10 protein-coding genes are annotated in these 12445 nt (G+C 62.4%); 3 read left to right on the forward strand and 7 right to left on the reverse strand.

The window, feature by feature from the left end; all coding sequences use genetic code 11:
- Nucleotides 1–3: 3 nt before the first annotated feature.
- Both coxB and AC0L16_RS28550 read right to left on the reverse strand, forming a co-directional pair.
- Nucleotides 4–819, reverse strand: coding sequence for a cytochrome c oxidase subunit II (gene coxB / locus AC0L16_RS28545; RefSeq protein ID WP_077381602.1), 816 nt, complete (start codon nt 817–819; stop codon nt 4–6).
- Between the two features lie 291 nt (nt 820–1110).
- Nucleotides 1111–2019, reverse strand: a complete 909-nt coding sequence (locus tag AC0L16_RS28550) for a LysR family transcriptional regulator (protein WP_473624704.1) — start codon at nt 2017–2019, stop codon at nt 1111–1113.
- Between the two features lie 144 nt (nt 2020–2163).
- Here AC0L16_RS28550 and AC0L16_RS28555 point away from each other — a divergent pair, with 144 nt between their 5' ends.
- The gene (locus AC0L16_RS28555; protein WP_473624705.1) at nt 2164–3615 is read left to right on the forward strand and encodes an MFS transporter; all 1452 of its coding nucleotides are present in this window, start codon (nt 2164–2166) and stop codon (nt 3613–3615) included.
- Nucleotides 3616–3666: 51 nt separating this feature from the next.
- Here the strand turns inward: AC0L16_RS28555 and radC are convergent, their stop codons facing one another.
- Both radC and map read right to left on the reverse strand, forming a co-directional pair.
- Nucleotides 3667–4431: a RadC family protein gene (gene radC, locus AC0L16_RS28560; protein WP_473624706.1), complete on the reverse strand. Its 765-nt coding sequence runs from the start codon at nt 4429–4431 to the stop codon at nt 3667–3669.
- A gap of 64 nt (nt 4432–4495) precedes the next feature.
- Nucleotides 4496–5323 carry a type I methionyl aminopeptidase gene (gene map / locus AC0L16_RS28565; protein WP_023802538.1) on the reverse strand — a complete coding sequence of 276 codons (828 nt, stop codon included), beginning with the start codon at nt 5321–5323 and terminating at the stop codon, nt 4496–4498.
- Nucleotides 5324–5610: 287 nt separating this feature from the next.
- On the opposite strand from map, the gene AC0L16_RS28570 reads away from it, so the two are divergent.
- Both AC0L16_RS28570 and AC0L16_RS28575 read left to right on the forward strand, forming a co-directional pair.
- Nucleotides 5611–5907: a DUF982 domain-containing protein gene (locus tag AC0L16_RS28570; protein ID WP_077380514.1), complete on the forward strand. Its 297-nt coding sequence runs from the start codon at nt 5611–5613 to the stop codon at nt 5905–5907.
- Nucleotides 5908–6042: 135 nt separating this feature from the next.
- Nucleotides 6043–6702, forward strand: a complete 660-nt coding sequence (locus AC0L16_RS28575; protein ID WP_473624707.1) for a DUF2161 domain-containing phosphodiesterase — start codon at nt 6043–6045, stop codon at nt 6700–6702.
- 119 nt (nt 6703–6821) lie between these two features.
- On the opposite strand, the gene AC0L16_RS28580 is transcribed toward AC0L16_RS28575, so the two are convergent.
- Genes AC0L16_RS28580 through AC0L16_RS28590 form a run of 3 tightly spaced genes read right to left on the reverse strand, consistent with a single transcriptional unit; the run spans nt 6822 to nt 12029 of the window.
- A complete protein-coding gene (locus tag AC0L16_RS28580; protein WP_473624709.1) occupies nt 6822–8510 on the reverse strand; it encodes a GNAT family N-acetyltransferase in 1689 nt (562 codons plus the stop codon).
- A gap of 21 nt (nt 8511–8531) precedes the next feature.
- The gene (locus tag AC0L16_RS28585) at nt 8532–9869 is read right to left on the reverse strand and encodes an HlyD family type I secretion periplasmic adaptor subunit (RefSeq protein WP_473624710.1); all 1338 of its coding nucleotides are present in this window, start codon (nt 9867–9869) and stop codon (nt 8532–8534) included.
- Nucleotides 9870–9881: 12 nt separating this feature from the next.
- Entirely contained in the window at nt 9882–12029 is a 2148-nt protein-coding gene (locus tag AC0L16_RS28590; protein ID WP_473624717.1) for a type I secretion system permease/ATPase, read from the reverse strand.
- Nucleotides 12030–12445 lie beyond the last annotated feature (416 nt).

The raw sequence follows: 12445 nt of genomic DNA on the forward strand, positions 1-12445 counted from the left end.
CGTCTACTCCGCCGAGCCCACCTGCTGGGGGGCCGACAATTGCGCAAAAGTCTGCTGTTCGCCGAGCCACGCCAGATAGTCTTCCGGCGTGTCGACCATGACCACGCCATTCATCAACGGGTGTCCCTGGCCACAAAGCTCGGCACACAGGACCTGAAAAGTTCCGGTCTTGGTCGGGGTGAACCAGAAATAGGTGACCGAGCCCGGGATCATGTCCATCTTGGCGCGGAATTCCGGCACGTAGAAATCGTGCAGCACGTCGATCGAGCGGAGCAGCATCTTGACCGGCTTGCCGACCGGCAGATGCAGATCGGCGGCTTCGACGACGACATCGTCCTGGCCGTTGGCGTCACTGGCGTTCACGCCGAGGGGATTTTCAGGGCTGACGTTGCGGGTGTCGGATGTTCCGAGCTTGCCGTCCTTGCCGGGCAAGCGGAAACTCCACTGCCATTGCTGGCCGACGACTTCGACCACTGTTGCGTCGCTTGGGACGCTGACGAACTGGTTCCAGACGAACAGGCCGGGAACCAGCATGGCGGTGACGCCGATTGCGGTGACGATCGTCAGCCACCATTCGAGCCGCTTGTTCTCGGGTTCGTATGCCGCCTGGTTGCCTTCACGATGACGGAAGCGGAAGACGCAATAGGCCATGAATAGGACGACGGCGGCGAAGACGACGCCGGTGATCCAGAAGGTGATGATGATGGTGTTGTCGATATAGTCCCAGTTAGAGGCAATCGGCGTCCACCACCATGGGCTCAGGAAGTGGAACAACACTGAGCCCACAACTACCAAAACGAGTACAAGCGCTATGGCCATATCCCGTTCCTCCCGGCATTCCAAGGGCGCGAAGCCGTCCCAGGAAATGCCAAATGCATCATAGCTCGATTTCCGGTCGCAATTCTAGTGCGGTCTTCCCGTCAGCCGAAAACGCAATGGCGATGATGTGGAAGAACCCAAGAAGAAGAAGGCTGCGACGAAGAAAAAACCTGCTGGGCCCCGAACAACACGGCTTTCTGCCGGATCGTGAAAGGCCGCTCCCTGTCGCCGGCACCTGCAACACCGAGTTGCCGTGATCGGATCAGCAACGCTGGCCTTGACCGCTGCGCTTTAAGAGATCCAGTGGGTTATTCCGGCGCAAACGTCTCGAACGCAGCCGCGCAGCCAGCGGTGCGCCGGATCGGCATCGAGCCGCGGGTGCCACAAAAGTGAGACCGAGATTTCCGGCAGGGGAACAGGCAGAGGGAACCAGAACATTCCATCGCGCAGGTTTCCCGTATAGCGTTCGGGAACGCTGGCGATCAGGTCCGAGGCACGCGCCAGAGCCAGAGCTTCCGAAAAGCCGCCGACGACCGTCACGATCTCCCGTTTCAACCCCAACGGCACAAGGGCATCGTCGATCGGCCCCCTGTCGAGCCCGCGACGGGAGATGAGGATGTGCCGGCAGGCTGCGTAACGGGCAGGGGTGATCGTCAGCTCGCATAACGGATGCCCCATCCGCACGACGCCAACGAAACGATCACGGAACAGCGCTTGCGCGCGCACCTCCGGTCCCGTGGCCTTTCCGACGACGCCGGTTTCCAGGTCTACGCTGCCGTCGCGCAGGGGCGTGCTGTCCTTGTCCGGCTTCAACACAAAACGCAGCCGCACGCCCGGCGCTTGTTGGCCGACGCGCGCAATGAGATCCGGTCCGAAATTCTCGACAAAGCCATCCCTGTTTCGAAGCGTGAAGGTCCGCACAAGCCGTATCAGGTCGAGCGTCTCAACAGGGCGCAAAACGGCTTCGGCGTCCTCCACAAGCTGACCGACGCGCTCGCGGAGCTCGATGGCTCGGGGCGTGGGCACGAGGCCGCGTCCGGCCCTGACCAGCAGCGGATCGCCGGTCGTCTCACGCAATCGCGCCAGCGCCCGGCTCATCGCCGACGGGCTGAGCCGCAGCCTTCTAGCGGCGCGCGCCACGCTGCCTTCCGTCAGCAACACGTCAAGCGTGACAAGCAGATTGAGATCGGGATGTGACATATGCTGATCGTAGCATGGCCGGCATGACCTGACATAGCGTCAAACGCAATGATCAAGTGCAAATGATGCGCCTTCCGCCATATCAAGCAACGGAATACCTGTCTGCCAGCTCCGTTTCGGGAGTCGCACCAGAAAACGGAGTTCATGTTGAAGCCAATCGATGCAGGACGGGCGATCGCCGGAAATCCAGACCGGGCACCTTCGGTTCGGTGGGCGCTCGCCAGCCTTTCGCTATCGATGTTGCTGTCCTCGCTCGGCATCAGCATCGCCAATGTCGCCTTGCCGACGTTGACGCAGGCGTTCGACGCCTCGTTCCAGGCGGTCCAGTGGATCGTGCTGGCTTACCTTCTCGCCATCACGACCCTGATCGTCAGCGTCGGACGGCTTGGTGACATCACCGGCCGCCGGCGGCTGCTGCTGGCCGGGCTGTTCCTGTTTACGGTGGCCTCGGTCCTGTGTGGCGTCGCGCCGACGCTCTGGCTGCTGATTGCAGCCCGGGCGGCCCAGGGCTTGGCGGCGGCCATCATGATGACCCTGACCATGGCTTTTGTCGGTGAGACGGTGCCGAAGGCAAGGACCGGCAGCGCGATGGGGCTGCTCGGAACGATGTCGGCGATAGGCACCGCGCTCGGTCCCTCGCTCGGCGGCCTGCTGATTGCCGGAGCCGGTTGGCGGGCGATCTTCCTCGTCAACGTGCCACTGGGCTTGCTGGCATTTGGTCTCGCCTATCGCTATCTGCCGGCTGATCGCCGGGGGCCGAAGACGGATCGGGTCGGCTTCGACCTTGTCGGCACGCTGCTGCTTGCCCTGACGCTTGGCGCCTATGCGCTCGCGATGACGATCGGGCGTGGCAGTTTTGGTCCGCTCAACCTGGCTCTGTTGGTGGCTGCAGTTTTGGCGGCCGGCTTTTTTGTGCTTGTCGAGGCGAAGGTGGCGTCGCCTTTGATCCGATTGGCTGCTTTCGGCAATACGACGTTGAGTGCGAGCCTCGCCACGAGCGCGCTCGTGGCGACGGTGATGATGGCGACGTTGGTGGTCGGGCCGTTCTATCTGTCTCGTGCGCTTGGGCTCGATGCGGCTGTTGTTGGCATCGTCATGTCGGTCGGTCCGCTTGTCGCCGCGCTGACCGGTGTTCCGGCTGGTCGCATAGCCGACCGTTTTGGCGCTGGGCGCATGACCGTCATTGGGCTCATCGCGATAGCCGCCGGTTGCTTCATCCTATCCGTGATGCCGGCAATATCAGGCATCCCTGGCTACATCGCCCCGATCGCCGTCATCACATCTGGCTATGCGCTGTTTCAAACGGCAAACAACACCGCTGTCATGTCGGATATAAGCCCTGACCAGCGCGGCGTCATTTCCGGCTTGCTCAATTTGTCGCGCAATCTCGGGCTCATCACCGGTGCATCCGTGATGGGTGGTGTGTTCGCATTCGGCTCAGGGGCCATCGACATCGCAACGGCGCGGCCCGACGCCGTCGCCACCGGTATGCGGATCACGTTTGCGGTCGCGGCGATACTGATCGTCGTCGCCCTCGCCATCGCGGTCGGAGGCCGCGCTCTCGCGGCACGCCCGTCGCTGCCTGGCGTGTCATGACATGAAACGGGACGCTTTCGGCGAGAAGCTGATGCTTGTTCAAACAGGGCGTCAGATCAGCAGCAGGCCCTTCATGCTGGCATGACCCTTCTTGCCGATGATGATGTGGTCGTGGACGGCGATGCCGAGCGGTTTGGCCGTCTCGATGACCAGCTTGGTCATCTCGATGTCGGCGCGCGACGGCGTCGGGTCGCCTGACGGATGATTATGCGCCAGAATGATCGCCGTGGCGGAGAGTTCGAGCGCCCGCTTGACCACTTCGCGCGGATAGACCGGCGTGTGGTCGACAGTGCCGACCTGCTGCACCTCGTCGGCGATCAGCGCGTTCTTCTTGTCGAGAAACAGGATACGGAACTGCTCGCGCTCCTCGAAGGCCATGACCGACCGGCAGTATCCGAGAACCTGCGTCCAGGACGACAAGACCTCGCGGCCCTTGATCTCGCTACGCGCCGCGCGTTGGGCCGTGGCGGCAACGATCTTCAGCTCGAGCGCCACCGTCGGACCGATACCTCTAACCTCCTCAAGCCGTGCGACGGGCGCGCCAAGCACCTCCGCCAGCGTGCCGAAGCGTGCCAGCAATGCCTTGGCGAGGGGCTTGGTGTCGGCGCGGGGAATCAGGCGAAACAGCAAGAGCTCCAGCAATTCGTAGTCGGGGAGAGCGTCGGAACCGGCCGCAAACCGTTGGCGCAAGCGGTCGCGATGGCCGAGATAGTGCGGCTTTTCGACCGGCTTATCGACCGTATTGGCTTTCGCGGACGATTTTATCGGTCTTTCGGGAAAGAAGATCCGTTCGTCTTCGTCGCTGGTTTTCCCCATAGGCGGCCCGCATTTTCTTCACCGGAAAGACCCGGCCCTCGCACAAACACTATGCTGGCAGACACTATGCCGGCAGGCCTGGGCGGTCGAGGTTTTTTGGCGACAGCGTGAAAATCTCGCATCCGGTCTCGGTGACGCCGATCGTGTGCTCGTACTGCGCCGACAGCGAGCGGTCGCGTGTCACCGCCGTCCAGCCATCCGACAGCACTTTTACGTGCGGCCGGCCGAGATTGATCATCGGTTCGACGGTGAAGATCATGCCCGGCCGCATCTCGACGCCCTCGCTGGCGCTGCCATAGTGCAGGATGTTCGGCGCATCGTGAAAGAGCTGGCCGACGCCGTGGCCGCAGAAATCGCGCACCACCGAGCAGCGCTCGGCTTCGGCGTAGGTCTGGATGGCGGCGCCGATGGCGCCGGTGCGGGCGCCGGGCCTGATCGCGGCGATGCCGCGCATCAGGCATTCATGCGTGACCTCGAGCAGGCGCTCGGCGGCGCGCTTGATCGTGCCCACCGGATACATGCGCGAGGAATCGCCATGCCAGCCATCGAGGATGTAAGTGACATCGATGTTGACGATGTCGCCGTCCTTCAACGGCTTGCTGTCGGGGATGCCATGGCAGACGACGTGGTTGATCGAGGTGCAGGACGACTTCGTGTAGCCGCGATAGTTGAGCGTCGCCGGCAATGCGCCGTGATCCATGCCGAACTCGAAGACGAAGCGGTCGATGGTTTCGGTGGTGACGCCCGGCGCCACTATCGACACCAGTTCGTCGAGACAGCGCGCGGTGAGATCGCAGGCCTTGCGCATGCCGGCAAAGCCTTCTTCGCCATAGAGGCGGATCTGGCCGGTGTTTCTGAGCGGTGCCGTGGCGGCGTCGAGATAGGTGACCATTGTATCCGTCTTGCCCGGGTGAAAGGGCTCCTGATGAGCCCGTGAGAAAAGTCTCCCAGATTTGGCACCGGACGGCGCCAGGTTCAAGGACGAACTGCCGGCGATTTGGCTCGAGCCGGCAATATTCACGCTTTGCGGCTTCCATCTTGTGTGTGTGTCCGGCCCAAGCCGAGCTGTTTGTCCGCACTGACGACATATTTCTGAACAAGATGTGGGGCTGAGCGAAAAGCCGGTCAAAGCAACGTTTTGCGACGAGCGGCGTTGCTGCGCGTTCTGGAGAGACAGGAATGGACAGATTGCAATTCGAGGTGCCGGTGCGCATCACGACCGCGCCTGGCCTGCCGGTCGAGGAAATATACAGCGTCGAACAGGCGCTGGATCTCCTGCAAGGCTGGCCGGTTCGCCGCCAGGGTCCAGTCTATCAGGCCGCGTTCAACGCCTGCTTCGGCGCCACGGTCGACCTGGTCGAGACCGAGGAGGCTTGCCGGGCGTTCATGGCATTCTGCCGGGTGAGCCGCCTGCTGGCCAGGGATATGATGGTTCCGCGCAAGCGGTCTGGCGAGGCGAGGGGGCTGAGGGCTTAACGGCCGAGCGGGCAAGTCCCAGCAAATTGCTTGATGCATTGATCCATGTGTTCACGAGTGACAAAACTGCCCCTCGGTGGCAAAGCCTGTCGGTGATGCGGTGCCAGCCAGTCACGAATCGGCTATGGCTCCGGCATGCAGGAAACGTCTCTTTACATCCCGGTGAAGCGGTTTCTTGAGAGTCTGGACTTCACTGTCAAAGGCGAGGTTGGCAGCTGCGATGTCGTGGGTCTGCGGGACGGCGAGCCGCCCGTGCTCGTCATCTGCGAATTGAAGCTGCAGTTCAACCTTGAGCTCATTCTTCAAGGTGTTGACCGTGCCGCGTCATGCGATGAGGTCTGGCTCGCGGCGAGGATGTCAAGTCGAGGCAAAGGCCGCGAGCACGATCGCCGGTTCCGTGCGCTGTGCCGGCGGCTCGGCTTCGGCCTTCTCGGGGTTGGCTCCGCCGGCAACGTCGAATTGCTGCTCAGTCCGGCCGCCTTGCCGCCCCGGCGAGACCCGAGGCGAAGATCGCGCCTGGTGGACGAGCATCGGCGCCGGCGCGGCGACCCCGTGGTCGGCGGCGGCTCGCGTACGCCGGTGATGACCGCTTACCGGCAGGACGCGCTGGCCTGCGCCGCTGCCATGGTCGATGGCCCGAAGCGCCCGCGCGATCTGAAGACCATTTCGCCACGCGCCGCCAATATCCTGCTTCACAATGTCTATGGCTGGTTCGCCAGGGCCGAGCACGGCGTCTATGCGCTTACCGACGTTGGCCGTGCTGCGCTACAACGCTGGCCTCAATCGGCGCGATGAGGATGCGGCACGAGTCGTTTGAACGGCTTGCAGCGGCAGGGGACCTCTCCCGACTTGATTGCCATTGCGTTTGGCCTCTGGACGGCCAATCGCACGCTGATCCTAAGGCAAGCCCCTCGTCAAGCGACAGAAGAGGTGGAGCGGCTTGCGGTTGCCGGCCGCGCAACCGTGAGCAGAGTCGTCAGCCCCAGCGGCACTGACGGCTGGATGACGGGCTTCTCGCGCTCAGGTTTCTTTAGAATGTAGAGCGGCTTGGCTGTCCTCAACTGCTGCAATTGTCGCCGGGCTTTGGCGCGCAGGGCGGTTTCCGCGGGCGCGGGCGATCCATTCTCAAGGACCAGCGTGAAAGCCTTGGCCGCCTCATCCGTCCGCTGCAGGGCGAGAAGGCTGCGGCCCCGGGCATAACGCGCCAGGATGAGGCCCGGATCGAGGTCCGTGGCTCGCCCAAACGACTCGATGGCTGCGGAGTGGTCGTTTAGCGACTGCTGCGCAATGCCGAGGCAAAGCCAGGCGTTTACAGATTGCGGCGACATCGCTGCAAGCGCGCCGAAGCATTCCGCAGCCTGACGGTGATCGCCCTTCGTACCCAAGACGTGACCGAGTCCGTACAGAGCCTGATCATGCGTCGGCTCGGTGTTCAGGATCTGGCGATAGACGTTCTCAGCCTGGATGATCCAACCCTTCTTGTGGAGGCGGGCCGCCTCCTCCAACGCGCCGACCAAGTATCGCCTGTCCAGCCGGTCGCCAAGGTTCCGGCCGGTTTTGGTTCGCAGCAGTGTGCAGTTGAGGACGGTGTCGCGGGTGCCGAAGGAATATTTGTAAGGTTCGTTGCCGCGCAGGAAATCGTATGTCTGGAAACCGTTCTCGATCGCGCGGCGGATGCAATAACCGTGCAGGACCAGTCCCGACGGCAGCATGTCGGCCGTCTCGTCGCGCCCGACCATGTGGAACAGCATGCTCTTCTTGATCGGATCGAGGAAGATCGCGAGAGCGCTCAAGGGCCGGTCGCCGTGCCAAAGCACAGGCAGGAACAGCGTGCCGCTTTCGAAAGCTTTTCTGAACAGCAGTCGGTTGCTCTTGACCAGGCCGGGAACCAGGTTCCCCTTCCGCGGCGTCCACTTGATGCGCCAGAACTCGAGCAGGATGTCGATATCGCGCTCGATGGTAGAGGCGTCGGCATGCGTTATGCGAAACTCGTCAGAGTTCTCCAGCTTCCGGAGAAATCTCCGCATCTTCTGGCGGGTGTTAGCGCTGAGATTGTGCAGAAGGTAATCTTCCCATGAGGACGGGAGGTGGATCGCCGGGCAGATGCAGTTGTCAACATTGTCAACCTGGTTGACGCGCCTCATCCGACGCATCGTCAGCCGATTGTCGGAAAGCTGCTCCATCAGCCAGCCTATCCTGCGTTCCGACATCCGCAGGTTCTCCAGATGCAGGCTGGCCCAATGCATCGTCTTCAGATGCTTCGCGAAAACCGCGATTGCCCGGTTGGCGTATTCCGGCGCGCAGAGGATGCCGGTATAATCGGCTGCGTGGTTTCCCCCCATATACACTTCATGGTAGATTTCGCCGGTCTTTTTCCTCATCCTGTTGCTCAGCCGGAGCGGCAGAAGCGCGACATAGGGAGACCCCGGCGGCCCCTTGCGCGCCGCCAAAATGAACCATTCACCGTCGAAGCGGCGAAGATAGTGGGAAAGAAAGTCCCACGAGACGAAGAAATGCGCGTCGGGATCCCTGGCGTAGAGGTCGTCCCAGTTGTCGCGAAGCCCCTTCAGTTCTTCCGGGCGTGTTAAGACGTCGATCTGCATATTTACCCCCCGCCGCTACGATCAGCGCTCCATAAATGCCCTGGCCATGCTGTCCTTGATCGGCTTGGACAGGTAGTTGAAAAAGGTCCGCTCCGCCGTCTGGATGAGAATTTCGGCGGGCATGCCAGGCGTCGGAGCAAATCCAGGCACGCGAGCCAGTTCGCTGACCGGCAGGTTGACGCGCGCCAGATAAACCTCCTTTGCAGTCGGACCGGAGGCGTCGGGGAGCGAGTCGGCAGAGACGTAGTAAACTTCGCCGTTCAGAACCGGCGTCGTGCGCGCGTTGAGCGCGACCAGCCGTACCGTCGCTTTTTGTCCGACCTTGACATTGTCGATCTCGGTGCGAGGCACCTGCGCTTCTATGATAAGCGGCACATTCGCCGGCAAGATCTCCATGATGCTCTTGCCGCTCTCGATCACGCCGCCGGACGTGTGGTAGAATATCCGCACGACAGTGCCCGAAACCGGCGCATGGATCGTCGCTCGGCGCAGCACGTTTTGCGCCTCGCGGGACTGTTCGCGGATGCTGTCCAGTTCGGTTTCAACGCCCTCGAGCTCGTCGAGCGCCGCCTGGCGGTAGGCGTTTTCTGTCTGCCGCATCTCCTGTTCGTGCTTGACGACCTGGGCGCCGGTCTCGGATATCTCGGCTGAGAGCCGCCCCATCTGCCCTTCGGCATCTGCTATCGCGCGCTGAATCGCCTTGATCTCGGTCGCGCGGATCAACCCTTGGTCGAGCAGGGTCTTCTTGCCGGTGTATTCCTCGCGTAGAAGACCGAGCTGTATCGTAACCGCTTTCAGCAACTGCTCATAACCGCCCGCCCGGAACTTCAGGGCGCCGATGTTCTGGTCGAGCAATCGGATCTCGCTGCTTAACTTGGTGCGCGAGCCCTCGAAGTTAAGACGCTGGCTATGCACGATCGAAGCAATTTCCGGGTCGTCGCGATTTTCGGTTATTATGGCCGGGAACTGTATGGTCTCCGCCCCGTGCACCTCGGCGGTCAAGCGCGCCACGATCGCTTCAAGGCGCGCCTGTCGGAAGAACAACTGCCGTTCCTTTGCCCGGGCGGCCGTCTCGTCGAGCAGCACCAAAGGCTGATTGGTTTCGACATGGTCGCCTTCGCTAACCAGAAGCTCCTTGATGATACCCCCTTCCAGGTGCTGGATGATCTTGTTCTGACCAGTGGCCACGAAGCTCCCTTGCGCGATAATCGCGGCTGCGAGGGGTGCTGTGAATGCCCAGGTGCCAAATCCGCCGAAGGTGACGGCCATCAGCAGCAATCCAGCGGTCGTCTGCTTCCAAATGGAACGCGGAACGGCGCCATACCATTGAGCGTCTTCGATCTTGGCTATTTCCTTCACGGCCGATCTCTCTCATTTGACCTGAATATTGGCAAAATGGCCGCCGTCGAGGCTCATGCCGCGCGCCGCCAAAGCCTGGAGCACGTCCTGACGCATCCCGAAAAGAGCCACGGTGCCGTTGACGAGCACCAGGATCTTATCCACGGTCTGCAGCAAAGCGGGCCGCTGCGTGATGGTGACCATCGTGATCTTTTGCTCTTTGGCTTGCTGTAGAGCGCGCGACAAAGCCAACTCGCCACCGGTGTCGAGGTTCGAATTCGGCTCGTCGAGGACCACCAATTTCGGGCTGCCGAAAAAGGCGCGCGCCAAAGCGATCCGCTGCTTCTGCCCGCCAGAAAGCGGCGCGCCATCGGCGGCGACGAAGGTCTCGTAGCCATGCGGAAGCGAGGCGATCAGTTCGTGAACGTCGGCCAGCTTGGCGGCTTCGTAGATTGCGCCATCGTCGACGTCCTCGCGCATTCTGGCGATGTTCGCCTTGATCGACCCCGGGAAAAGCTGCACGTCCTGGGGAAGGTAGCCGATGCTTTCACCAAATTGCCGCTGATCCCAGTTCCGCAGGTCCATCAGGTCGAGCCGCACGCTTCCCGAAGTTGGAAGGATCGAGCCGACGAGCATTTTGCCCAGGGTCGTTTTACCAGCGCCCGAATTGCCGATGATCGCAAGTGAGTCTCCCGCCTCCAGGCCAAAGCCGATGCCATTGAGCACGACGCGTTTGGTTCCTTGCGGCACGAACAGCAGCCGCTCGACATCGAGACGCCCTTCCGGACGCGGCAGCTTCAGGCGTTCGAAGTTCAGCGGGGATTCCTTCAGCAGTGCACTGATGCGGCCAAAGGCGGCGCGTGACTGCACAACCTGGTTCCACCCTTCAATCGCACCCTCGATCGGGCCAAGTGCGCGACCGGCAATGATAGACGCGGCGATGACCATGCCGCCTGTGACTGTGCCTTCGATGGCCAGATAAGCGCCCCAACCGAGCATCACGACTTGGGTCAGCAGCCGGACGCCCTTGGAAAGAGAAGCAAAGGCTATGTTTCGGTCCTGAGCTATGACCTGCCATTTGAGCGAGTTGCCGGTATCCTTGCCCCAGATCCACACGGCCTCCGGGATCATCGCCAGCGCGTTGATGATCTGCGAGTTGCGCGACATCGAATCGACGTGGAGGTTGGCTTTGGTTTGGCTTGTGTTGGCCTCGCCGAACGGCTTGGCGGTTGCGCGCTGGTTGGCGAGCGTGATGGCCAGCAGCAGCAGCGCCGTCGCCACGACGATAAAGCCGAGGTCGGGGTGGATCAGGAATATCGCTAGCATGAACAACGGGGCCATCGGCGCATCGAGAAGAGACAGCAACGTGCCGGACACCAGAAACGTACGCAGCTGCTGAAGATCCCCCAGCGTCTGATATTCGCGCCCGTTGCTGTGCAGTGAAGCCCTGGCAGCTGCGCTGAGGATTGGTCCGCCCAATTGCGCGGCGATCTCGACCGCTGTGCGCATGAGGATGAAGCGCCGGATGGCGTCAAATATCGACTGCAGGATGACCGCGCCGACAATTACGACCGTCAGCATCACCAGGGTGTCGACCGAGCGGCTCGTTAGGACGCGATCCGAAATTTGGAAGAGGTAGACTGGTATCGCAAGCACCAGCACGTTGGTCGCGATCGTGAAGATCATCACCGCGATGAGGTTCTTCTTGACCGCGCGAAGGCCGGCTGTGAGGCTTGCCGAGAGATCGACTGGGCCGAGACGCTTGTGGAACGCGCCGCCGCCGCCATTGCCGCCGCCCCCGCCGCCCCCCTTGCCGGTTCCGGTCGGACCGCCGCCACCAGGCACTTCCCGGGCAAGCAAGGGACCGCGGTCGCCCTCGATTGTCACGCCGGGCAGAACCGGCTTGTTCTTCATCTCCTGCGTGGGCGGCTCTACCCGCGCGCTCGGCTGTTCCTGTTTCCCGCGCGCGTCCTTCGGCGCGTTCGGCGTCTTCCGTTCCAATATTTCCGGCTCCGGCTTGCGCGCCGGTTCTTCCTTTGGTGGTACGGCGCGCTGGGCCGGCTCGGAAATCCGAGGGCTCGGTAGCCGGATCTCCTGCGTAGGCGACTCGCCTCCTCGCGCGCTCGGCTGGTCCTGCTTCGCGGGCGCGTCCTGCAGTGCGCTCGGCGGCTTCCGTTCCATTATTTCCGGCTCGGGCTTGCGCGCGGGTTCTTCCTTTGGTGAAACAGCGCGCTGGGCCGGCTCGGAAATCCGAGGGCTCGGTGGCCGGATCTCCTGCGTAGGCGGCTCGCCTCCTCGCGCGCTCGGCTGGTCCTGCTTCGCGGGCGCGTCCTGCAGTGCGCTCGGCGGCTTCCGTTCCAATATTTCCGGCTCGGGCTTGCGCGCGGGCTCTTCGTTTGGTGATACGGCACGCTGGGCCGGCTCGGAAATCCGAGGGCTCGGTGGCCGGATCTCCTGCGTAGGCGGCACGCCTCCTCGTGCGCTCGGCTGGTCCTGCTTCGCGGGCGCATCCTGCAGCGAGCTCGGCGGCTTCCGTTCCAATATTTCCGGCTCGGGCTTGCGCGCGGGCTCTTCGTTTGGTGATACGGCACGCTGGG

This window comes from Mesorhizobium sp. WSM4848, assembly GCF_055811375.1.

Bases quoted from the DNA above. Each gene is read 5' to 3' on its own strand.
- AC0L16_RS28580 (WP_473624709.1), bottom strand. From the start codon at position 8,510: ATGCAGATCGACGTCTTAACACGCCCGGAAGAACTGAAGGGGCTTCGC.
- radC (WP_473624706.1), bottom strand. From the start codon at position 4,431: ATGGGGAAAACCAGCGACGAAGACGAACGGATCTTCTTTCCCGAAAGA.
- AC0L16_RS28570 (WP_077380514.1), top strand. From the start codon at position 5,611: ATGGACAGATTGCAATTCGAGGTGCCGGTGCGCATCACGACCGCGCCT.
- map (WP_023802538.1), bottom strand. From the start codon at position 5,323: ATGGTCACCTATCTCGACGCCGCCACGGCACCGCTCAGAAACACCGGC.
- coxB (WP_077381602.1), bottom strand. From the start codon at position 819: ATGGCCATAGCGCTTGTACTCGTTTTGGTAGTTGTGGGCTCAGTGTTG.
- AC0L16_RS28555 (WP_473624705.1), top strand. From the start codon at position 2,164: ATGTTGAAGCCAATCGATGCAGGACGGGCGATCGCCGGAAATCCAGAC.
- AC0L16_RS28575 (WP_473624707.1), top strand. From the start codon at position 6,043: ATGCAGGAAACGTCTCTTTACATCCCGGTGAAGCGGTTTCTTGAGAGT.
- AC0L16_RS28550 (WP_473624704.1), bottom strand. From the start codon at position 2,019: ATGTCACATCCCGATCTCAATCTGCTTGTCACGCTTGACGTGTTGCTG.
- AC0L16_RS28590 (WP_473624717.1), bottom strand. From the start codon at position 12,029: ATGGAACGGAAGCCGCCGAGCGCACTGCAGGACGCGCCCGCGAAGCAG.